The organism is Streptomyces kurssanovii (assembly GCF_040677245.1).
GTDB classification, from domain to species: Bacteria; Actinomycetota; Actinomycetes; order Streptomycetales; family Streptomycetaceae; genus Streptomyces; species Streptomyces kurssanovii.
Genome location: NZ_JBFAQK010000026.1, coordinates 20,630 through 39,506, shown reverse-complemented (window position 1 = coordinate 39,506; position 18,877 = coordinate 20,630). Strand labels below are relative to the sequence as shown.

27 protein-coding genes are annotated in these 18,877 nt (G+C 71.2%); 10 read left to right on the top strand and 17 right to left on the bottom strand.

Annotated features, from left to right (window positions below; translation table 11 throughout):
* Positions 1-59: 59 nt before the first annotated feature.
* From AB0K36_RS19650 to AB0K36_RS19610, 9 genes are all read right to left on the bottom strand, one after another.
* On the bottom strand, positions 60-1,109 hold the full coding sequence (locus AB0K36_RS19650; RefSeq protein ID WP_364595793.1) for an NAD(P)/FAD-dependent oxidoreductase: 1,050 nt from the start codon (positions 1,107-1,109) through the stop codon (positions 60-62).
* A 101-nt stretch (positions 1,110-1,210) separates the two neighbouring features.
* Positions 1,211-1,519: a gas vesicle protein K gene (locus AB0K36_RS19645; protein ID WP_189472766.1), complete on the bottom strand. Its 309-nt coding sequence runs from the start codon at positions 1,517-1,519 to the stop codon at positions 1,211-1,213.
* Positions 1,516-1,740, bottom strand: coding sequence for a gas vesicle protein (locus tag AB0K36_RS19640; protein ID WP_364595790.1), 225 nt, complete (start codon positions 1,738-1,740; stop codon positions 1,516-1,518). The genes AB0K36_RS19645 and AB0K36_RS19640 overlap by 4 nt, the downstream gene beginning before the upstream one ends.
* A complete protein-coding gene (locus tag AB0K36_RS19635) occupies positions 1,737-2,603 on the bottom strand; it encodes a GvpL/GvpF family gas vesicle protein (protein ID WP_364595788.1) in 867 nt (288 codons plus the stop codon). Before AB0K36_RS19635 ends, AB0K36_RS19640 begins: the two co-directional genes overlap by 4 nt.
* The gene (locus AB0K36_RS19630; RefSeq protein ID WP_364595785.1) at positions 2,600-2,986 is read right to left on the bottom strand and encodes a gas vesicle protein; all 387 of its coding nucleotides are present in this window, start codon (positions 2,984-2,986) and stop codon (positions 2,600-2,602) included. Before AB0K36_RS19630 ends, AB0K36_RS19635 begins: the two co-directional genes overlap by 4 nt.
* Complete coding sequence (locus AB0K36_RS19625; RefSeq protein WP_159694737.1) at positions 2,983-3,219, bottom strand: gas vesicle protein GvpG; 237 nt, start codon at positions 3,217-3,219, stop codon at positions 2,983-2,985. The genes AB0K36_RS19630 and AB0K36_RS19625 overlap by 4 nt, the downstream gene beginning before the upstream one ends.
* A gap of 3 nt (positions 3,220-3,222) precedes the next feature.
* A complete protein-coding gene (locus tag AB0K36_RS19620) occupies positions 3,223-3,942 on the bottom strand; it encodes a GvpL/GvpF family gas vesicle protein (RefSeq protein WP_364595782.1) in 720 nt (239 codons plus the stop codon).
* Positions 3,939-4,373, bottom strand: a complete 435-nt coding sequence (locus AB0K36_RS19615) for a gas vesicle structural protein GvpA (RefSeq protein WP_364595779.1) — start codon at positions 4,371-4,373, stop codon at positions 3,939-3,941. The genes AB0K36_RS19620 and AB0K36_RS19615 overlap by 4 nt, the downstream gene beginning before the upstream one ends.
* A 108-nt stretch (positions 4,374-4,481) precedes the next feature.
* A complete protein-coding gene (locus tag AB0K36_RS19610) occupies positions 4,482-4,859 on the bottom strand; it encodes a gas vesicle protein GvpO (RefSeq protein ID WP_364595776.1) in 378 nt (125 codons plus the stop codon).
* Between the two features lie 271 nt (positions 4,860-5,130).
* On the opposite strand from AB0K36_RS19610, the gene AB0K36_RS19605 reads away from it, so the two are divergent.
* The 3 genes from AB0K36_RS19605 to AB0K36_RS19595 are packed head-to-tail and all read left to right on the top strand — an operon-like array spanning position 5,131 to position 7,112.
* Positions 5,131-5,898, top strand: a complete 768-nt coding sequence (locus tag AB0K36_RS19605) for a hypothetical protein (RefSeq protein WP_364595773.1) — start codon at positions 5,131-5,133, stop codon at positions 5,896-5,898.
* Between the two features lie 3 nt (positions 5,899-5,901).
* The gene (locus AB0K36_RS19600) at positions 5,902-6,399 is read left to right on the top strand and encodes a phage holin family protein (protein ID WP_364595770.1); all 498 of its coding nucleotides are present in this window, start codon (positions 5,902-5,904) and stop codon (positions 6,397-6,399) included.
* The gene (locus tag AB0K36_RS19595; RefSeq protein ID WP_364595767.1) at positions 6,375-7,112 is read left to right on the top strand and encodes a DUF3618 domain-containing protein; all 738 of its coding nucleotides are present in this window, start codon (positions 6,375-6,377) and stop codon (positions 7,110-7,112) included. Before AB0K36_RS19600 ends, AB0K36_RS19595 begins: the two co-directional genes overlap by 25 nt.
* Here the strand turns inward: AB0K36_RS19595 and AB0K36_RS19590 are convergent.
* Positions 7,061-8,497, bottom strand: coding sequence for a helix-turn-helix domain-containing protein (locus AB0K36_RS19590; RefSeq protein WP_364595764.1), 1,437 nt, complete (start codon positions 8,495-8,497; stop codon positions 7,061-7,063). The two genes, AB0K36_RS19595 and AB0K36_RS19590, sit on opposite strands and share 52 nt — an antisense overlap.
* Before the next feature lie 182 nt (positions 8,498-8,679).
* Between AB0K36_RS19590 and AB0K36_RS19585 the strand changes: the two genes are divergently transcribed.
* On the top strand, positions 8,680-9,282 hold the full coding sequence (locus AB0K36_RS19585; protein WP_364595761.1) for a hypothetical protein: 603 nt from the start codon (positions 8,680-8,682) through the stop codon (positions 9,280-9,282).
* A gap of 264 nt (positions 9,283-9,546) precedes the next feature.
* On the opposite strand, the gene AB0K36_RS19580 is transcribed toward AB0K36_RS19585, so the two are convergent.
* Positions 9,547-9,738, bottom strand: a complete 192-nt coding sequence (locus AB0K36_RS19580; protein WP_364595758.1) for a DUF6381 family protein — start codon at positions 9,736-9,738, stop codon at positions 9,547-9,549.
* 350 nt (positions 9,739-10,088) lie between these two features.
* On the opposite strand from AB0K36_RS19580, the gene AB0K36_RS19575 reads away from it, so the two are divergent.
* Positions 10,089-10,700, top strand: a complete 612-nt coding sequence (locus tag AB0K36_RS19575; RefSeq protein ID WP_364595755.1) for a CAP domain-containing protein — start codon at positions 10,089-10,091, stop codon at positions 10,698-10,700.
* A gap of 88 nt (positions 10,701-10,788) precedes the next feature.
* Here the strand turns inward: AB0K36_RS19575 and AB0K36_RS19570 are convergent, their stop codons facing one another.
* Entirely contained in the window at positions 10,789-11,322 is a 534-nt protein-coding gene (locus AB0K36_RS19570) for a GNAT family N-acetyltransferase (RefSeq protein ID WP_364595753.1), read from the bottom strand.
* Between the two features lie 59 nt (positions 11,323-11,381).
* On the bottom strand, positions 11,382-11,921 hold the full coding sequence (locus AB0K36_RS19565) for a GNAT family N-acetyltransferase (RefSeq protein ID WP_364595750.1): 540 nt from the start codon (positions 11,919-11,921) through the stop codon (positions 11,382-11,384).
* A gap of 260 nt (positions 11,922-12,181) precedes the next feature.
* Here AB0K36_RS19565 and AB0K36_RS19560 point away from each other — a divergent pair, with 260 nt between their 5' ends.
* Entirely contained in the window at positions 12,182-12,673 is a 492-nt protein-coding gene (locus AB0K36_RS19560; RefSeq protein ID WP_364595747.1) for a hemerythrin domain-containing protein, read from the top strand.
* Positions 12,674-12,906: 233 nt separating this feature from the next.
* On the opposite strand, the gene AB0K36_RS19555 is transcribed toward AB0K36_RS19560, so the two are convergent.
* Together AB0K36_RS19555 and AB0K36_RS19550 are read right to left on the bottom strand one after the other, a co-directional pair.
* A complete protein-coding gene (locus tag AB0K36_RS19555) occupies positions 12,907-13,161 on the bottom strand; it encodes a hypothetical protein (protein WP_364595745.1) in 255 nt (84 codons plus the stop codon).
* Positions 13,161-13,916: a hypothetical protein gene (locus AB0K36_RS19550; protein ID WP_364595742.1), complete on the bottom strand. Its 756-nt coding sequence runs from the start codon at positions 13,914-13,916 to the stop codon at positions 13,161-13,163. Before AB0K36_RS19550 ends, AB0K36_RS19555 begins: the two co-directional genes overlap by 1 nt.
* A gap of 165 nt (positions 13,917-14,081) precedes the next feature.
* Between AB0K36_RS19550 and AB0K36_RS19545 the strand changes: the two genes are divergently transcribed.
* Positions 14,082-14,687, top strand: a complete 606-nt coding sequence (locus tag AB0K36_RS19545) for a dihydrofolate reductase family protein (protein WP_364595739.1) — start codon at positions 14,082-14,084, stop codon at positions 14,685-14,687.
* A 410-nt stretch (positions 14,688-15,097) separates the two neighbouring features.
* On the opposite strand, the gene AB0K36_RS19540 is transcribed toward AB0K36_RS19545, so the two are convergent.
* Positions 15,098-15,337 carry a DUF8825 domain-containing protein gene (locus AB0K36_RS19540; protein ID WP_364595736.1) on the bottom strand — a complete coding sequence of 80 codons (240 nt, stop codon included), beginning with the start codon at positions 15,335-15,337 and terminating at the stop codon, positions 15,098-15,100.
* Between the two features lie 189 nt (positions 15,338-15,526).
* Between AB0K36_RS19540 and AB0K36_RS19535 the strand changes: the two genes are divergently transcribed.
* A complete protein-coding gene (locus AB0K36_RS19535) occupies positions 15,527-16,003 on the top strand; it encodes a tautomerase family protein (RefSeq protein ID WP_364595733.1) in 477 nt (158 codons plus the stop codon).
* Between the two features lie 249 nt (positions 16,004-16,252).
* Here the strand turns inward: AB0K36_RS19535 and AB0K36_RS19530 are convergent, their stop codons facing one another.
* Positions 16,253-16,837, bottom strand: coding sequence for a TetR/AcrR family transcriptional regulator (locus tag AB0K36_RS19530; protein ID WP_364595730.1), 585 nt, complete (start codon positions 16,835-16,837; stop codon positions 16,253-16,255).
* An 80-nt stretch (positions 16,838-16,917) separates the two neighbouring features.
* On the opposite strand from AB0K36_RS19530, the gene AB0K36_RS19525 reads away from it, so the two are divergent.
* The gene (locus AB0K36_RS19525; RefSeq protein ID WP_364595727.1) at positions 16,918-17,355 is read left to right on the top strand and encodes a tautomerase family protein; all 438 of its coding nucleotides are present in this window, start codon (positions 16,918-16,920) and stop codon (positions 17,353-17,355) included.
* Positions 17,348-18,376 carry a zinc-dependent alcohol dehydrogenase gene (locus tag AB0K36_RS19520; RefSeq protein WP_364595724.1) on the top strand — a complete coding sequence of 343 codons (1,029 nt, stop codon included), beginning with the start codon at positions 17,348-17,350 and terminating at the stop codon, positions 18,374-18,376. The genes AB0K36_RS19525 and AB0K36_RS19520 overlap by 8 nt, the downstream gene beginning before the upstream one ends.
* Positions 18,377-18,877: the final 501 nt, after the last annotated feature.

Below are 18,877 nucleotides of genomic sequence, written 5' to 3'. Positions count from 1 at the left end.
CCGTCCCGCCGGACAGGGGTGCACCCCGCGCGCTCACGTCGGAGCCCGGCGCCCCCGCGTCAGCGGGCTGCGGGAGCCTCGCGGCCGCGTTCCGCGTGCGCGAGGCCGTCCCGCCGGTAACGCTCGACGGCCCGACGGGTCTCCTGCGCGGTCAGATCCGCGTTGACGGCCGCTGCCGCGCGGACTCCCGCGGCGGCGGCGCCGATCACCTGCTCGGTCAGGTTGGTGACGTTCCCGGCCACCCACACGCCGGGGACCGCGGTCGCACCGGTCGGGTCGGCGACGACGCGCGTGCCGATCACCACGCCGTTGACCTCCTGCTCGCTCGCCTCGAGCCCCAGGCCGGCGAGGAACGCGGCCCGCGCGGTGAACCGCGGCGCGACCACGAGCGCCTGCCGGGCGATCACATGGCCGCTCTCCAGCACCACGCCGCTGAGCCGGTCGTCCGTGACCTGTACGGACGTCACCCGGCCGTCGACAACGGCGACGCCGCGGGCCGCCAGCTGTTCGTACTCCTCCTCCGACGGTTCGGGGCCGGTGTGCAGGAAGAGCGTCACGTCGTCGCTCCACTGCCGCCACATCAGGGCCTGGTGGACGGCCATGGGGCCGGTCGCCAGAATGCCGATGGCCTGGTCGCGAACCTCCCAGCCGTGGCAGTAGGGGCAGTGCAGGACCTCGCGGCCCCACCGTTCGGCCACTCCCGGCACCGGGGGAAGCTCGTCGACCAGCCCGGTGGTCACGAGCAGCCGGTCGGCCTCGACCGCCGCCCCGCCGTCGAGCACCAGACGGAACCGCCCGTCCGCGAGCCGCTCGGCGGTGGCGACGGTGCCCCGGACGAACTCGCCGCCGTAGCCGCTCACTTCGGCGCGGCCCGTGGCCAGCAGCTGCGCCGGCGCCACGCCCTCCTGCGTCAGGTACGCATGGACATGGCCGGCCGGGGCGTTGCGCGGCTGGCCCGAGTCGATGACGAGCACCGAGCGACGGGCCCGGGCCAGCGCCAGGGCTCCGCCGAGACCGGCGGCGCCGCCGCCGACGACCACGACGTCGTATCGGGGGCGGGCGGGTACATCGGCGGCGTGGCCGCCGGCAAAGGTCTGAGCTGTGGACATGTGGTGTACCTCCGTTCAAGGAGATACTGCGCCCGCCGCCCGCCATACCGCAAAGCTACTTGCCGAAACAGCAAGGAATTCGCTCCGGGATCCGGCCGGGCTCAGTCGCCGCGCGGCAGCAGGGGACCGAGCGGGCCGAGATCGATGTTCAGGTCGCCGGGCTCCAGACCGAACTTGTCCCGCAGGACGTCCATCCGGTCCTCGAGCAGCATCAGCGTCACGCCGATGCGCTCCTCCTGGTCCTCCGTGAGCTCGCCGGTGTCCACACGGCGCAGGGCCTGCCGCTCCATCAGCTGCCTGAGCAGCTCGACCACGGTCAGCACCAGCCTGGCGAGGTCACGCTCCACGGTGTCCGGATCGAGCTCCACCCGGCGGCGCGGGCTCTCGGTCCCGTTCCCTTGCGCGCTCATCGCTCCTCCTCCAGGTCCGGCCACGGCGAGGGAACCCGCGGGCCGACCGAACTGATCAGCGCCGACAGATCGATCCTCACCAGGTCCACGTCGGCGATCCGCAGGGTGAGGTCGCCGGTCAGGACCACGCCGCCGGCGAGAAGCCGGTCCAGCAGGTCCACCAGCGCCAGCTCCCGCCGGGCCGCCGGTGAGGTGTCGTCGATTTCGCCGGTCACCGTCATACCCCGGCCCGTCCCTCATGCGCCTCCTGCTCGTCCCGGCGGCCCGGCGGCGGCGCGTCCGGTTGATCGGAGAGGTCCGCGAACGAGTACGGAGCCCAAGGGCCGGTCAGTTCCACACGGACACCCGCGTCCCGCGGGGTCAGCCGCTCGACCTGCCCGACGAACGCGTCACTCTCCTCCCGGCGCACGAGAAAGGCGGCGTTGAGGACGTTCACACCGGACGCCCGCGCCAGTTGACCGCTCTGGGGCCTGTGCAGCCGCTGCCCGTCCGCGCAGCGCGAAAGCTCGGTGTGCAGCCGCCGGGCGAGCGCGTCGGCGTGCGCCCAGCTCTTCTCACGGGACTGTCGGCTGCGCAGCCGCCGGCGGAGGTAGTCGCGGCCGGGTGACGCGGCCTCTTCCCCGCCCTGCGTCTGCTGTCCCGGTGCCGGTGCCGGTGCCGTGGCGGGCGCCCTGTCCGGTTCCGGGTCGGGCTCGGCGTACAGCTTCACGCCCCACTCGACGCGTCCTTCGAGTCTGTCGAGGTTCGTCGTGAAGCGACGGTGCCCCTCGTCGAGGAGACGGCGCACCCCGCTCTCGCCGCGGCACACGGTAGCCAGCCGCAGCGGAACCACGCCCGTGACCGCGCTGACGGCGCGGACCACCGACTCGTGCGCACGGGCGGTCGCGGCCAGCCATTCGAGGTCCTCCAGGCGCTCACGCAGAGGTGCCTCCTCGAAGTCCTCGGCCCTCACGTCGCTCACCACGGCGACCAGGCCGTTGTGCTCGACCGGGCGGGCGGGCCGGCCCCCGACGCCCGTCGCGGCGGCGGGCACACCCACCTCGAAGGGCCGGGTGACGGCGTAGACGTAGAGCAGCTCGTTCATGATGCGTCCCGCTCCCGTCGATCGTGCTCGGCGGTCGCGGCCCGCCCGCCCGCCGGCTCCTGGCCGGACGGCGAAGTGAGGGCCTGCAATTCGGCCACGCGGCGCTCCAACTCGGCGTTCCTCTCCTCGAGTTCACGGCTGCGGGTGCCGGAGGAGAGCGCGGGGTCGTGCTCCCACCAGTCGATCCCCATTTCCTTGGCCTTGTCGACCGAGGCGACGATCAGCCGCAGCTTGATCGTGAGCAGCTCGATGTCCAGCAGGTTGATGCGGATGTCACCGGCGATGACGATGCCCTTGTCGAGGACCCGTTCCAGGATGTCCGCGAGGTCCGTCCCGCCGCCGGAGTCGTACGGGCTCGGATACCGGCCGGTCGCTGTCGTCACTGTGGGCCTCCCTTCGCCGCCAGCCGCTCCAGCAGCTCGTCCTCGCGCCGGTCGAACTCGGCCTCGTCCATCTCGCCCGCCTCGAACCGTTCGACGAGCTCGGCGAGTTCCCGCTGAACGGCGGCGGGGTCGTAGTACTGACGTTCCGCCTCGGCGACCACCTGCCGAAGCACCCACGACGTGCCGCGGACCGGGGCGAGGGGAAGCAGCAGCAGTTCTCCGAGCAGGCCCATCGCTCACTCCACGAAGCTGTACGGCGGCAGCGGACCGTTGACCTGGAGCCGCAACTGCGGGTTGGCCTGCTGGAACGCGGTGACCGCCGTCAGGAACTCCTCGGCGCGGTCCCGCTCCACCAGGTACGACACGTTCGCCACCCGGCCCGAACCCTCGGGCGCCGGCGCCGAGTCGACGGCAGCGCCCTCGAGTGCGCGCTGCACCTCCGCACGGTCGAGTTCCTCGCGCTGCCGCACCGCCTCCACGATCAGTTCACCCAGCCGCATCTTGTCCTGCTGGCTCCCACCACCGGCGGCCTGCTGGGCCAGTCCCATTGCGCGAAGTTCGGGATCGTCGGCGAGCACGCGGTGCAGCACCGCCTCCTCGTCGTGATCGGCCTTCACGTTGAACTCGTCCTTGCCGTCCACCGCTTGGAGCCGCTCCAGGTAGTGCTCCTCCCGCTCGGCCAGCGCGGCGGCGACCGCCTCGTCGTCGGGTGACATACCGCCGAACCGGAGGGGCAGCACGGCCCCGGCCGTGCCGGCCTCGCTGAGGACGTTCTGATGCGCGAGCAGATCGCGGCGCTTGGGCCTGAGTTCCTCGGTCACGTCACTGACCAGTGCGGCGATCCGCCCGTGGCTCAGCACACGCACCGGCCGCGGCGGGTCTCCCACACCGGGGGTGCGGGAGGCGCGTTCCAGGGCGGGGGAGTTGCGGGCGATCCCGTAGACGTACGTGCTCATTCCTGCTCCTCCTTACGGCGCGAGCTGCTCGTGCTGCGCCGTGCCCGAGGCCTGGACTCCTTCTCCTCCTCGTCGTCACGGCCGCCGCTGAAGACGTCCGAGATGCTCTGAGCGGCGCCGGCCAGGGCGCCCTTGGACTTGCCGCGGGCACCGGACTCGGTGATCTCACCGACGAGGTCGGGGAGTCCGGGATCCTTGCTGTTGCCCGATTCGAGATCGAGACGGTTGCACGCCTCCGCGAACCGCAGATAGGTGTCGACGCTCGCCACGACGACCCGCACATCGATCTTCAGGATCTCGATGCCGACCAGGGACACACGGACGAAGGCGTCGATCACGAGCCCTCGGTCGAGTATCAGTTCCAGGACGTCGTACAGGCCGGTGCTGCCACCGCGGCTGCCCGAGCTCTGCTGTGCCGGGACAACGGTCATTGCTGTTTGCCCTCCCTGTGTGAGGCCGTGCGGGAGCGCGAAGCCGTGCCCGGCGCCCGCCCGGTCGTTGGTGGGTGGAATGTCGGAGGCCGGGGCAGGTGCCCGGCCTCAGGAAGACGGACGATCGGCCCGTCCGCGCTCGTAACGCCGAGTCCGCCGGTAGGAGATCAGTTCGCCGTCACCGTCGACCTCGACCTCGTAGGAAGCGAGGAGACTCGCGGTGTCGGGGACGCGGGCGAGCTCGAGCACCTCGACGACGAGCCGCCAGCCGTCCTCCGTCCGCGAGAACGACGACACGGTCTCCGCGGTCATTCCTGTCAGCTCGGCCAGCTGGGCCCCCGCCGCGCGGAGCACCTCCACCGCCCGGAGGGGTCTGCCGCCCCGTTCCCGGTCCGAACTGCTCGTCTCCGACTTCTCCGCGCTTTCCGCGCTCTTCGTGTCCGATGTCTTCTCTGAATCCGCTGCGTTCTCTGAAGTTCGTCCCATAGTTGCCTCAGGACAGCGGGTATCCGGACCCGCCGCTCCCAAACCCCCATGGGGGTCGCCCTCCCCGGGATCGGCGGATGAGCGTCGAGCAGGGACCAGGGTCCGGCGGTCGGGGGCGGGCTCGCCAGGAGAGGCGTTTTCCATCTGCATGTGGGCGTCTGTCCGGCTTCGAGGCTTTCGCTGATTTTCATGGAGAAATATCCCAATGCAATGCCCGCGGAGGGGTACCCGCACGAACGCAAGATCCGCATCGTCTGACGCAGGAGGAGTCTTGACTGACATCGACGGCCCCGACCGCAGGGACCAGAACAAGGCCGCGGCAGCAGCGAGCGCAGTACAGGACAGGACGGCCCAGGGGGCCCAAGTGGTCAAGGAGAACGCTTCCGGCGTCGCAGGCACCGCCAAGCAGCAGGCGGCGGGGGTCGCGGGAGAGGCGCGTTCCCAGGCCAAGGACCTGGCGGGCCAGGTGCGTGGACAGCTCCGTGAGCAGGCGCAGTCCCGGACCCACAGCCTGGCCGCCGGTCTCCACCGGGTGTCCGACGACCTGATGGAGATGAGCAGGAACGCCCCCTCGGGTTCCGGCGTCGCCGGTGCGGTGCGCCAGATAGCCAAGGGCGGCGACCAGGTGGCGTCCCGGATCGAGAGCCGGGGCCCCGAGGGCCTGCTCGGCGACCTCCAGGACTTCGCCAGGCGGAAGCCCGGTGTGTTCCTCGCAGGTGCGGCGCTCGCGGGCTTCGCCGTCGCGCGCGCCGGCAAGGGGATCAGCGCCGCGGGCTCCGGCGACGGCGGCCCCGGCGGCCCGTACGGCGACGAAGGCATCAGGCCGGGCGGCGCGGACACCGACGCCCTGTCCGAGTCCTCCCGGGCCGGACTCGGCCAACCGGATCCCCTGGACACCTACGGCCAGTCACAGCCACCGCACTACACACCCGGCTACGGCTCCGGCGAGCCTCCTGGTCCGGTGGCGACCCCGCACACTCCGCCCGCGTACCCCCGCAGCCGGGACGAGGACGGGTATCCGCCGGCGCAAGGGAGTTGAGTCGTGGCCACCATCTACACGGATCAGGCGCCGCCCAAGCGCCGGACGGACACGGAACGCCGGACGGAAGGACGCCGGACGGACACGGGACGGATCGTCGAACCGGCGGCCGTCCAGCCGGGCGAGGAACCGTCGGTCGGTGAACTCGTCGGAGAGATCAGCAAGGACCTGTCACTCCTGGTCCGCGAGGAGATCGAACTCGCCAAGGCGGAGATCAAGGAGGAGACCACGAAGGCCGGCAAGGCCGCCGGCATGTTCGCCGGCGCCGGTTACGCCGGGCATCTCGTCCTCCTCCTCGGCAGTCTGACCGCGGTCTTCGCCCTCGCCAACCTCATGGACTGGGCATGGGCGGCGCTCATCGTGACCGCCGTCTGGGCCGTGGTGGGTGCGGTGCTCTTCGTCCGGGGCCGCAAGCAGATGCGGCACGTCAACCTCAAACCCGAACAGACGCTGGAAACCCTGAAGGAGGACGCCCGATGGGCACGCAACCCGACGAGCTGAGGAGCGAGGTGGAACACACGCGCGCCCACCTGGCGCGCAATGTGGACCTCCTTGCCGACAGGGTGGCACCCCGCAAGGTCGCCCGCCGGAAGGCGCATTCGGCTCAGAACCGACTCAGGGGGATCAAGGAGCACGTGATGGGCTCGGCCAAGGACACCAGGAGCAGCCTGTCCTCCACGGCGCACGACGTCGCGGGCAGCGCCGGACAGAGCGCGGGACAGGCCGGCGAGAAGGCGAAGGACACCGCCGGCAGGGCCAGGGACACGGCGGCCGGCAAGGCGAAGGACACCGCGGACCGCGCGAAGGAGAAGGCTGGCAAGGCGAAGGGCACGGCCGGTCAGCTCGGCAGCGCCGCTCAGCAGACGCCCGCCCGCATGAGGGCACAGACGCAGGGAAGCCCCCTCGCAGCCGGTGTCATCGCCTTCGGCGCGGGGATGCTGGCAGCGGCGTTCCTGCCGGCGTCCAAGGCGGAGGAACGTGTCGGCGAGCAACTGAAGGAGCACTCCGGAGAGCTCCTCGAACCGGTCAAGCAGACCGCCCACGACGTGCAGGAAGGGCTGCGAGGCCCGGCCAACGAAGCCGTCGAGGCGGTCAAGAGCGCCGCTCAGGGCGCCGCGCAGACCACAAAGGAGGACGCACGCGGCGCCGGACAGGACACGGCTCAGGGCCTCCGTGAAGCGGGTACGGAGGGAACCCAGCGACGCGAGCCGTAGTCGTACTCGTGAACCGTACCGCCGGCCAGGGCACTCGTACGGAACGGCCTGCCTCCGTCGTCGATCCGTACGGTGCCCGTCCGTCCGCCGCTGGACCACCGCAGCTGCAGGTACCACTCGCAGTCGCAGGTGACGGTCCGTCCGGTGACCAGCAGCACCTCCGGGTCCGAGGCCGAGACCCGGTACGGGAACGACACCGCGGGGATCGGCTCACCGGCGTCGTTGCCCGCCACGGAGCGCGCCACGGGCCGTGACATGTCGAGGTCGACGTCGAACATCCGGGGCGTGAGGGAACCACCGCAGCCCGAGTCCATCCGGTACACGTTGTACCGCTCCGGCGCCCGGCGCGCCGCCACACGGACCTGGAGCGACTCGAGCACCACCGCTTCGGGGCCCTTGCCCTGGACGGTGACACGAACCCCCGTCTCGCCCGCGTGCCCGGCTCCGAGCGCGCGCGACCACTGTTCGCCGTCCGCCTCGACGGGCGGCGGCGGGACGTCCGCCGGGGACCGGTCGACGAAGTACGCGTGGCCGCACCCGTGCCGCCAGACATGATCGTCCGTGACCCAGGTGAACGGTGTACCGGTGAACGGCGTGGGCGGCGACGGCGCGCCGGTACCGGTCGGCACGGCGCCAGGCCCGGACCCGTTCGACTTCCCCTGCGTGCCGGGAACCGGCGAGGCCGTTCCGGATGTCGTCGGTGACGCCGACGGGGACGGCCCGGACGGCGAGACGGGCGTGGGCCGCGAGTCCGCGGAGCGGAGGGCGACCGGCCCGCCGCCTTCGGCCCCCGCCGTGGCCGTGCGCTGCTTGCCGGGGCCGAAGGTGAATCCTCCGAACCCGAGGACGAGCGCGAGGACGACGACAGCCGCGCCGAAGGCAGCGGCGTACGCGTGGCGGCGGCTGCGTGACCGCGCGGACGGTGACGCCGTGACGACCTGCTCCTCTTCCGCTGCCGGTGACGTCCGTACCGCCGCCGGCTGTTCCTGTTCCCCTTCATGTCCTCCTTGCTCGGCGTGCTGAGGCTCGGCTTGCTGTTCCTCTTGCTCGGCGCGCTGTTCCTGGGGCGCGCCGCCCTCCGTGTCCGGTGCCGCTTTTGCCGTTCGTTCCTGACGTGTGCCGCGCGCGGCGTCGGCCAGGACCCACAGCCGGTGCAGCCCCACGAGCTCCTCGCCCTGGCACCCGCAGAGCCTCGCCAGCCGCTCGACAGGCGCGAACTCCATCGGAACCGTTCGCCCGGAGCAGTACCGGTGCAGCGTCGAAGCGCCGACTCCCACCCGGCGCGCCAGCGAACCGTAGGTCCGGCCGGAACGTTCCCGCAGTTCGCTCAGCTTCCGGGCGAACGCCTCGGTCGCCTCCGTCGCGTCGTCCATCGGGGCTTCCATCACACCCGCTCCTCCCCGTGCCCGCCGTTTCAGGAGGCGTTTCACCCCGCTCGACAAAGGCCACGTCGCCGGGGGTGGAATGGTTCCACCGTTCCCGAACGGGTCCCGGTCCTTGCAAGTGCCCTTCCCGGCGCCCAGTCTGGCGGTCGATCAGCCACAGAACGACTGGGGGAAGAACTTTCATGAACCGCATCCGCTCCGCCGCCGTCACGACGGTGGTCATGGCCATGGCCGCCGTCCCGCTCACCACGGCCGGCGCCGCGGCCGCCCCGCTGCCGGCTTTCCTCTCGGCCGCGCAACTGCCCGCGTCCAGCACTCCCTGGCAGGCCGACCCGGTCCGTAACGGACTGCCGGAGGTGAGCTCGATGTGCACGGCGGGCGTCACGCCGAAGTCCTCGACCCGGTACCGCGACTTCCGCACCGAGCTGGACACCACTGCCCGTCAGACGACCACCGTCGCGTCCACCACCGCCAAGGCCAAGGCGCTCGCCGAGAAGCTCCGCGCCTCGATCGAGACCTGCCTGGACCGGCTGAAGGCGCAAGACCCCGGTCTTGAGGGCGAGGCCTTCTACCACGGCGGCATCGACATCGAGGAAGGCGCACACGTCTACAGCATCGACACCTCCCACCCCGAGGTCGGCTCCACGGACATCGCCCTGTACTCGGTCGGCCGTGACGGGCGCGCCGTGACCGTCGTCGAGTGGAGCCAGCTGGGCGACCTCGACGGAGCGCCGCTGGCGGGCTTCAAGAAGACGACGGCCGCCGCTGTCGCCAAGCTCTACTGACCCGCACACAGGCTGCGGTCCGCCCGACCGCCCGACCCTGGGCCGGCCCCCGCACCACGGGGGCGGGGGCCGGCCCTGCGACGACGGCGACCGAGCGCGCCGGTCCTCCCTCACGGCAACCCGCAGCCCCGCGGCTGCGGGTTGCGCCGTCTGCAGCCGGGCGCCCCGCCCGGCAGCGGACGGCGAGTTCACAAGACGCCGCCCGGCCGGCCGGTCCGTGAAGGACCGGCGGCCGGGCGGCGTCGGGGCCGACCGCTGTGCCGGCTACTGGGGCGGGTAGATGTCGCCGCCGCCCATGCTGCTCTCCTGCTCGCTCTGCGACTGCAGCCGCTTGGCCTTCTCCTCCAGGCGCTGACGCTCCTGGGGATCCGACGCGCGCTCCGCGGCCTGCTTCAGCTCCTGCGCCTTCTCGCGCATCTGACGGGCACGGCCGCCGGACTCACCTGCAACGCTCATGATCATCGCTCCTTGCGGTAACTCGGAAGAGCGGGCCCGACCAGCGAACCAGCGCGGGCCGCCAATCGCATCCCGAAGCGTCACCCGCTGTGACCGGCGCAGTTCGAAGGCGCCCGGTGCGTCCCCCGATGTGCCCAACACAGGCGCGGGGGCCGGGCAGCCGGGCCCATGTGTGGAAACCTCGCTGCTGCGACGTTCCCCGTATCTCGTCCGTCGGCCGGCGTGCTCCGCGGTACTGCTACGGGTGTCTCCGGCCGTCCGCCCGTCCGCCCGTCCGCCCGTCCAGCCGTCCAGCCGTCCGTCCGGCCGTCGCGTCGACGTCATGCCATGCCGTGGAAGGAGAAGCTCCCATGGAATTCCGCCCGCGGGCAGGCCGACCACGCCTGCTCCGCGTCTTCCTCGTTCTGGCAACAGGCACTGCCCTGCTCGCCGCCGTGGCCGCGGCGGCGTTCATGGTGTCGGCCGGAACGGGAGGCACGGACACGGGCGGCGCCACGGCTCCCGGCGAAGTCGGCCGTGGCCCCAGCAACACCGCGACCCCTCTGCCACCCGCCGCCGGGCGGGCCCTCGGAAGCGGTGCCGCGAGGATCACCGCCCTGGTGAACGCGGAACGCGACAAGGCGGGTTGCCCCCGGCTGACCGTGGACCCGCACGTGGAGCGTGCCGCGCGTGCCCACGCCGATGACATGGCAGCCCGCGGCTACTACGACCATGTCGGCCCGGACGGCCGCGACGGCGGAGAGCGCATGAGCTCCGCCGGCTACAACTGGAGCCGATGGGCCGAGAACATCCACCGCGGCCCCGACGACCCCTCGACCGTGGTGGCCGACTGGCTGCGCAGCCCGGAGCACCGCGAAAGCATCCTGGACTGCCGCTTCGAGGACATGGGAGTGGGAGTCAACCTCGGGGCCGGCGGCCCCTGGTGGGTGCAGGATCTCGGGACCCGCCGAGGGGCTCGGTAGTGACCGGGCCCGCCTGGTCCGACGAGCGGGCGGTCCCGTCGGCAGGCGTGCGCCGCGGCTTCTTCGCCGCCGGCGCTCCGCCAGGCCGTCAGCGGACCCGCTGGGCCAGCACCTGGCCCGGCCAGGCCCCGGACAGGAAACGCTCGGTGGGGGTGAAGCCGTTGCGCTCGTAGAAGGCGACCAGTTCGCCCCCGCCGCCCGCCCAGCAGTCGACCCGGAGCAGTTCCACGCCTGCCCGCCGGGTCTCGTCGGCGGCATGGGCCAGCAGCGCCGCCCCGATGCCCAGACCGGCGCGCCGCCGGTCGGAGACCAGCAGCCGGACGTACCGCTCGGGTTCCTCGGCCGCCGGGATCGGCATCTGCGGGCTGGGCCCGGAGTCCAGCACCAGGGCGCCGACAGGGGTCCCGTCCAACTCCGCGATGTACGGGGCGTTCACGGTCGTGTACCGCTCGACCCGCGCCACCCCGTCGGGCGTCTGCGAATACGGAATCGTGCCCCACTGCTCGGTGTTGCCTCGATCGTTCATCCAGGCCACCGCGGAGTCGAGCATGTCCAGAATGGCCGGCGCGTCGGCCAGGCTGCCAGGCCTGATCCGTATGCCGTGTGTGGTGTCGTCGTTCACGGCGGAAGCTTACGACCCGCTCCGCCGACGAGGTCGAGGCCCAGTCGGCCGGTGGTAAGTCAGGTTGCTGCGTGCGGCGTTGTGCGCGCTCCCGGCGGGCGCACCATGAAGACGTCGATCGGGTCCTGGGCCTCGACGACGAATCCGTGGCGCTCGTAGAGCCGACGGGCGGCGCTGCCCTGCAAGACGTTCAAAGCCACGGTCATGCGTTGCGCGTCGGTCCCTTCCAGCAGCGTGCGCAGGACGGCGGAGCCCAGCCCTCGGCCCTGATGGCGCGGAGCAAGGTAGAAGTGCTCCAGCCACTGCCTGCCCTCGGCGGGCCGGACCGTGACGCATCCCGCGAGTTCGCCGTCGATCATGACGACCGACGTGTGCTGCGTGGAGAAGGAGTCCCGCAGCCGCTGCCGCACCCGGTGCTCGTCGTAGCGGCCGAGGCGTTCCAGGTCCGCCCGCATGACCGTGGCCCGCAACTCCGCGATCACCTCGACATCCGCGGCCACCGCAGGGCGCAGCATCCAGCCCGCGGCGTGCGCCGACGCCTTCCGTGCCGGTACCGGCACGTCCGCGCGTGTCCCGCTCCCCATCGCCCCGGAGTCCATGGCCGAAGTGTCTCAGCCGTGCGCTCTGAACAGGCACTTGGGTATCTCGCTCCCCAAGGTCCCGATTCCCGGTCGGCTTTCCCGTTTCCCGGTCGGCTGCGATCGCGGACGGGTCGTGCCGAAGAACGCGCGAATCGCGGCGCCTGCGTACCGGCCCGCCGACAAGGCCGCGCCGCCCGGTAGCGGCACGTCTGACGTGCGCGGACGGGGGTATGCGAGCGGGCGGACGACCACCCCACCCACCGACTCGAGGAGCCGATATGCCGTCAGGGACCACCGACGTCGTCGAGCTGATCCTGCGGGACCACCGCCGGATGGAGGAGCTCTTCCGTACCCTGCGCAGCGCCGAAGCCGATCGCGCCGCCGCGCTGCGTGAGTTCTCCGCCCTTCTCGTCGCCCACTCGGAGGCCGAGGAGGACGAGGTCTATCCCGCGCTGCGGCGCTACAAGAACGTGGACGGCGACGATGTCGAGCACGGCGTGCATGAGCACAAGGAGGCCAACGAGGCGCTGCTCGCGCTGCTCGAGGTGAAGGACACCATGTCCGAGGAGTGGGAGGAGAAGCTCGAAGCGCTCGTCACGGCGGTCAACCACCACGTGGACGAGGAGGAGCGGACGCTGCTCAACGACACACGCGAGAACGTGGGCGACGACCGCCGGGCCGAACTCGGCAGGGCGTTCCGCGACGCCCGTGCCAAGCACCTGGACGCCGACTGCGGCAGCGTCGACCACGTCCGCGAACTGGTCGCCTGACGCACCGGGCCGGCGGTTCGTACGGCCGGACCGGGCCGACTCGCGCTCGACGCCGGCCAACTCGGCCACGACCGCGGCCACAGCACCCTGCCGCTGCGGGTGAAGAGCGGCAATGTCCGGCCCAAGCCTGGTCGGCCGCTCGCCCTCGACGCCCCTGAGCGTCGCCACGTCAACGGCCGGACCGCTGTCCGCTGTTCGTCACAGCCTCGCCCAGGCCCTGGCCGATCAGTGGTTCATGCTCGTGGAACAGGGCAGGACTCCGGAGTCCCGTCAAAGATGGGCAGGAGGCGGTCCGGCAGTATCGGCGGCTGGTGGAACAGGCGGCGCGACCTGCCGCCCAGAATGCCGTCCGAAAGAACCTCGCAGTCGGTCTGGGCGCCGAGCGGCGGACCGAAGAGGCACTCGTCTGCGATCGGCGAAGCAATGGCCATCTTCAAAGCCGTCGTGAAGGGGACTGTTTCCACCGAACCGATCTCGACACGTGCCATCAGAGTCCGGCTCCGACCTTGGTCAGCATCTGGCCCAGGAGGTGGAGGGCTCGTGCCCGTGTCGGCACTCCGCGCGCGGTTCCCGTCCAGTAGGAGTCGGTGAGTTTCTCCGTCACCGAGAGGATTCGGTCATCGTCCTGAGCGGCCAGCACGAGGACGAATCGCACGTAGTCGCCGATGTCGGTGCCCTGGGGATGCTGGTGCGTGAAGGTCTGCAGGCGCGGTGTCAGGGCGGGCAGGGTGCGGTTCGTCGGGAAGACGACAGCGAGGCCGGCGAGGGCCAGCCGAACCGCAGGGCATTCGGCCGACCAGCGTGTGAGCAGATCTGGAGTGTGGTCCTGGACCGCGCTGCGGGCCCGCGCCTCGCTGTCGGAAGCGGCGTGCTGCGTGATGGGTGGCCAAGTCTCGGCGAGGTGGCGCTCGGCGGCGGTGGCAGCCCTGAACAGCAGGTCGACGGCTTGGAACCGATGTCGGGCGGGAATCCGTTCGTCGACGGCGAGGGCCGCGAGCAGGACGAGGCCGTCAGCGGTGGCGGGCTGGCAGGTGTCCTGGTGGAGGATCTCGTTGTAGAAGTCGCCGAGGAAGCTCTGATCGTCCCAGAAGGGGTCGATCTCGGCGTCGAACAGCATCGCCGCCAGGGGCGGCCTGCGGCCCGGCAGGCGGTCGGCGATGACGTCCCGGAAGAGCTGCCGGATCGGCGGACCGGAAGCTGTCGCGTCGTGCCGGGCCTGCTCGGGTTCGGCGTGCCTGTCCATGGGCAGCGCAGCCTACTGGAGCACCCCGCGCCGACGGGCGAGCTGCTCGAGCGTGACCTGATCGGCTGCAGCGTCATGGGTTTTCTCGTTGCTCCACAGCGCGGCCGACGAGTTTGTGGCTCCCGGCCGGTCCAAGCTCGTGACAGCCTAGGAAAGGACACCGCCATGTCGGAGCTTCTCGTCGACTTCATCACTTCCCTCGACGGCTACGCATCGGGAGAGGGATGGCCCGGGTTCTGGGGCCTCGAGGGCCCGGAGTACCTCGCATGGCTGGGGGAGCAGCCCAAGGCCACCTACCTGATGGGAGCGAACACCTACCGTCTGATGTCGGGCTTCGCCGCAGGCGAGGTCCCGAGTGGCCAAGACGAGTTCAGGCCCGAAGAAGAGGCGTCCGTGGACGAGCTCACGCAAGCGTCCAAGGTGGTGTTCTCCTCCTCACTCGAGGAGCCACTGACGTGGGCCAACTCCACGCTCGTCCGCGACGACGCCGTCGAGGCGGTCCGCGCCATGAAGTCGAGTTGCTCGGGGCTCCTCAGCACGATCGGCAGCCTCAGCCTCTGCCGGTCGCTGCTACGAGCCGGACTCGTCGACCGCTTCCGGGTCGTGATGTTCCCTGTGATCACCGGGGCCACGGGCGAAGAACGCATCTACGACGGCTATCCGGACGTTGCTCTCGAGATGATCGAGCACCGCACCTTCGACGGCCGCATCCAGCTGGTCGAGTACAAGCCCCGCGTGCTCGAGCACCCGCCGCTCGCCGTCCCCGCGTGACGTCGTCCGGACCGGCGGGCGCGGAGCCGTCCGGAACTGCCCGCACCGCGATCAGCCCGTCACCATCGTCGCCCTGCTGGCCACCCCGGAACCGGCCCGTCCCGCCATCGCCGGCAGAGTTCCCGAGATCACCTCCCTGCGGCTGACTCCGTGAGCCCCGCGGGCAACGACTTCGCCCCGCGGGCGACGACTTCGCCTGACCGTCACCGATCAACAGGGCCCGGCGACCTTCGGTCGCTGGGCCCTCACGCGCGCTCTTCACTCCCCACATTCCCCACCCGCTTCGGAGACGCCACGAAGTGGAGGGAAGAGCGTCCCCGGCCGACTTCAGAGATCCTCATCAGGCTCGCCGTTCACGGCCAACGCAGGTGGGCAACCAGCGCAGGATGCGCACATGCCGCTCGGTGAAGTCATTCCTGCCGTCCCGCCTTCCGGCCGTCGAGGCGCGCCTGGTGGCGCAGCTCCGCCCATCCGGTGCTGGGCCGGTTCGTGCCCAGATGCGGGTCGGTGAAGATCCGCGCCGACAGCAGCAGCAGGCGCCGGCGCAGCTCAGTGGTGCCGTACGGGCGCGGGGCAGCGAGCGCCCGATAGACGTGGTCCCACTCACGCTGGACCTGCATCAAGTCGTCGGGAAACGTCGATCTCGCCATACGCGCAGTAAAACACGTGTTCGATTTACTGCGCACGCCGTACATGTTCGCGCGTCCGTGCCCGTAGGGGCCGAACGCCACGGGATCGTCCGCGCTGTCGGGTGTGCGGCTTTCGCGGCACCGGATTATGACGGTCGTTATAGACGGGTGTAGCCTGCTCGTCTATAACGACTGTCATAGGAGGATGTCGTGACGATCATTACCGTGAACACCCCCACGGGCCGGCTGAGTCAGGAGCAACGCCGCAAGCTGGCCGAGACGCTGACGGACGCGGTCCTCGTGCCCGAGGTGGGGCAGTTCGCTCCGCCCGCGCGGGTCGGGTTCCAGGTGCACTTCGTCGAGCGTGAGCCCGACATGATGGCCATCGGTGGACGGCTCCTGGCGGACATCGGTCCGGACGCCGATGTGATGGTGATCGATGTGGCGGTGATGGACGGCGACTGGCGGCAGGAGGTCAGGACCGCTGTCATCGAGCGCGTCCTGTCGGCGCTGGCCGATGCCTGCGGCCTGCCGCAGGCATCGCCGACCTGGTGGGTCAACTTCCGCGTGATCGACGAGGGCAGCTGGGGTTCGAGCGGCGGCGTGCTGTCCGTCCTCTCCCTCCTTGAGAGCGGCGTGTTCGCAGAGGAGAAGGTCAAGGCGATCCGCGCCGCACTCGGCGCGTGACCCAGGGCGGCGCGGGTGCGATCGCTGCCGTCCGAAACCGTCCACGCCGCCCGTCGGCAGTCGCCGGATCTGAGTCACGCGACAGCGGGCCCGCCCGTGAGCGCCGGCCGACGCGTCATCCGGCATCCCGAAGGCCCGGCCGTCGCGTCATCCGGCATCCCCGAAGATCCGGTCGGTCATCCGTCGAGCGCGCCCCGTGGCTCGACCAGGGGCGGTGCCGCCGGAGGGTCGACCGGGCGGGCGCCCGGATCAGTTCTTGGTTGCTGCGGCGATGAGCGCCTGCAACTGTTCGGCGGTCTGGTCGAGAGGCTGTGCACTGCGCTTGGCGCGGCACATCGCGACCGTACCCTCGACGGCCGCGACGATGAGCGTCGAGAGCTGGGCGGCCTGTCCGGCTTCGGCGCCGTGCTCCCGCAGTGAGGCGGACAGCAGGTCCTCCCACTGCTCGAAGACTTCGGCCGCGGCCACCAGGGCGGGCGGGATCTCGTCGGCCGGGGGCTCCTCGATGGCCACTGCCAATACGGGGCAGCCGGCGTGGAAATCGCTTTCTACGACGATCCGCCGCCACAGGTCGAGGAATGCCCGCAGGCCGGCGGCCGGCCCTGCCTCCAGTTCCTTGCGCAGGCTCCGCGCGACCCACTCGCCCGTGTAGCGGACGGCCTCGGTGGCGAGCTGCTGCTTGCCTTCCGGGAAGTAGTGGTATGTCGAACCGAGCGGCGCCTCGGCGTGCTTGGCCATCTCCCGGATGCTCGTGGCGCTCAGCCCGCGCCGGCTGATCATGTCCGCGGCCCCGGCCACGATCCGCTCGCGCGACGGCGTGCTGCTCTTGGGCACCTGTGCACTTCCCCTCTGGATATAACGACCGTCATAGTCTACCGTGATCCGCGTCTATAACGACCGTCATAGGAGCTGCCGTGCCCATGATCCGACTGACCACTCCGGCCGGTGCCCTCACCGACCAGGGACGCGCGACGATCCAGCGCGATCTCGCCGCCGTACTGCTGCGCTGGGAGGGTGCGCCCGAGACCAAGTTCTTCCGGGCACAGGCATGGAGCTACCTCGTCGAACTGCCCGAGGGGGCGCAGGCCACCGCCGAGGACGAGGCGCCCCGCTTTCTCGTGGAGGTGACGGTGCCCCAGGGCGCACTGTCCGAGCGGCGCAAGGCCGGCCTTGTCGAGGAAGCGACGAAGACCGTTCTCTCGGCCACCGGACTCGCCCAGGAAGACGCCCTGCGGGTGTGGGTACTGGTGCACGAGCAGCCCGACGGCACCTGGGGCGCCGGCGGCTCCGTCGTCCGGTACGCCGACCTGGTGGCACTGGCTCAGCAGGGTCAGGAGCCGGCCGATGCGTGAGTTGACCTACATCGCGCGCCGCGCTGTTGAGTGGCGCGAGGTTCCCGACCCCAAGGTCCGGTCCGCCCAGGAGGCCATCGTCGCGCCGGTGGCCGCGACCTCCTGCGACGTGGACTCCTCGATCCTCGCCGGGCACGGCTTCATAGAGCCGCCGTTCGCCCTCGGCCATGAATGCGTGGCCCGCGTGACCGACGTCGGTGACGCGGTGACCACCGTTACGCCCGGCGACCTGGTCGTCGTGCCGTGGGCGATCAACTGCGGCACCTGCGACAACTGCCGCGGCGGACTCACCGCCCACTGCTCGGCGGTGCCGCACATGGCGATGTACGGGGCGCCGATCGGCGGCGACTGGGGCGGGCTCTTCTCCGACCTCGTCCGCGTCCCGTACGCGGACGCGATGCTGGTCCCGCTTCCTGTCGGCCTCGACCCGGTCGCCATGTCCTCGGCCAGCGACAACTGGTCCCTGTCCTGGCGTTTGGTCGCACCCCACCTCGAGGCACGGCCGGGTGCTCGCGTCCTGGTCGTCGCCCGGGGCAGCATCGGCTTGTACGTGTGCGACATCGCCCGCGCCCTGGGCGCCTCCGACGTCCTGTACGTCGACCCCGACCCCGAACACCGCAAGCTCGCCGAGAGCTACGGCGCGCGCACCGCCGAGGCGATCGACCCGATCCCGCACGGCTTCGACCTGGCCGTCGAGGCCACAGGCCGTGTCGACCAGCTCGCCCTCGCCGTCAAGTCCCTCGCTCCCGAGGGCGTCTGCGAGTCCGCCGGCAACCACTTCCGCCCCGGGGAACTGCCACTGCTCGACATGTACCTCACCGGGGTCAACCTGCGCATCGCCCGCGACAACGTCCGCGCCCACATCCCTGACGCCCTCGACCTCGCCCTCTCGGGCACGGTCGCACCCGAACGCGTCGTCTCCCACGTCATCGACTGGGAACAACTCCCCGACGCCCTGCCCGAGAGGCATCTCAAGCCTGTCTTCGTCCGCGACACCCTCTCGCCCCAGGTCGCACGCTGACGACCGCAGCGCACCGCACCGCACCGCAGGCCGTGGGACGCGATTCATGCTCGCGCTGCCGGCCGACTGGCAGCCGCATGCGAGGCAGCCGACGACCTCGCCCAAGCCGCCACCGTGGAAGCCTTCCTCCGGCACGAGGACGCGCAGATCATCCTCAGCCCCCGGACCCGGCCCCGGCTCGGCGCCCGCGTGTTCGCCGAACCCGGCGATGACTGGGGCCGATTCACCGGCGCCCGCGGCCTCAGGTCGTACGCCGTCTCAGCGGCCGCCGGCCGGCTCTGCTCCGTATCGATCACGACTGCCGCTCCGCAACAGTCGTGATCGGTCGTCGGTGCGGCGGAACGGTGATCGCCATCAAGCCGGGCGAGACGGCGGGGGAGGGCGGTGCGGAGCGCCGACGAGGTCCATCTGCTCGGTCCGGCGCAGGCGCCGGCGCCTGACCCGGAGCGGCTCGTGGGGCGGGCAGCAGCACAAGGTTCGCCGGCCACCGCCCGGCCGCGT

Coding starts and splice junctions, on each gene's coding strand:
- AB0K36_RS19590 (WP_364595764.1), bottom strand. CDS start 8,497: ATGGAAGCCCCGATGGACGACGCGACGGAGGCGACCGAGGCGTTCGCC.
- AB0K36_RS19615 (WP_364595779.1), bottom strand. CDS start 4,373: ATGACCGTTGTCCCGGCACAGCAGAGCTCGGGCAGCCGCGGTGGCAGC.
- AB0K36_RS19545 (WP_364595739.1), top strand. CDS start 14,082: ATGTCGGAGCTTCTCGTCGACTTCATCACTTCCCTCGACGGCTACGCA.
- AB0K36_RS19540 (WP_364595736.1), bottom strand. CDS start 15,337: ATGGCGAGATCGACGTTTCCCGACGACTTGATGCAGGTCCAGCGTGAG.
- AB0K36_RS19555 (WP_364595745.1), bottom strand. CDS start 13,161: ATGGCACGTGTCGAGATCGGTTCGGTGGAAACAGTCCCCTTCACGACG.
- AB0K36_RS19575 (WP_364595755.1), top strand. CDS start 10,089: ATGGAATTCCGCCCGCGGGCAGGCCGACCACGCCTGCTCCGCGTCTTC.
- AB0K36_RS19520 (WP_364595724.1), top strand. CDS start 17,348: ATGCGTGAGTTGACCTACATCGCGCGCCGCGCTGTTGAGTGGCGCGAG.
- AB0K36_RS19585 (WP_364595761.1), top strand. CDS start 8,680: ATGAACCGCATCCGCTCCGCCGCCGTCACGACGGTGGTCATGGCCATG.
- AB0K36_RS19620 (WP_364595782.1), bottom strand. CDS start 3,942: ATGAGCACGTACGTCTACGGGATCGCCCGCAACTCCCCCGCCCTGGAA.
- AB0K36_RS19560 (WP_364595747.1), top strand. CDS start 12,182: ATGCCGTCAGGGACCACCGACGTCGTCGAGCTGATCCTGCGGGACCAC.
- AB0K36_RS19645 (WP_189472766.1), bottom strand. CDS start 1,519: ATGAGCGCGCAAGGGAACGGGACCGAGAGCCCGCGCCGCCGGGTGGAG.
- AB0K36_RS19650 (WP_364595793.1), bottom strand. CDS start 1,109: ATGTCCACAGCTCAGACCTTTGCCGGCGGCCACGCCGCCGATGTACCC.
- AB0K36_RS19635 (WP_364595788.1), bottom strand. CDS start 2,603: ATGAACGAGCTGCTCTACGTCTACGCCGTCACCCGGCCCTTCGAGGTG.
- AB0K36_RS19595 (WP_364595767.1), top strand. CDS start 6,375: ATGGGCACGCAACCCGACGAGCTGAGGAGCGAGGTGGAACACACGCGC.
- AB0K36_RS19580 (WP_364595758.1), bottom strand. CDS start 9,738: ATGAGCGTTGCAGGTGAGTCCGGCGGCCGTGCCCGTCAGATGCGCGAG.
- AB0K36_RS19550 (WP_364595742.1), bottom strand. CDS start 13,916: ATGGACAGGCACGCCGAACCCGAGCAGGCCCGGCACGACGCGACAGCT.
- AB0K36_RS19610 (WP_364595776.1), bottom strand. CDS start 4,859: ATGGGACGAACTTCAGAGAACGCAGCGGATTCAGAGAAGACATCGGAC.
- AB0K36_RS19565 (WP_364595750.1), bottom strand. CDS start 11,921: ATGGACTCCGGGGCGATGGGGAGCGGGACACGCGCGGACGTGCCGGTA.
- AB0K36_RS19625 (WP_159694737.1), bottom strand. CDS start 3,219: ATGGGCCTGCTCGGAGAACTGCTGCTGCTTCCCCTCGCCCCGGTCCGC.
- AB0K36_RS19640 (WP_364595790.1), bottom strand. CDS start 1,740: ATGACGGTGACCGGCGAAATCGACGACACCTCACCGGCGGCCCGGCGG.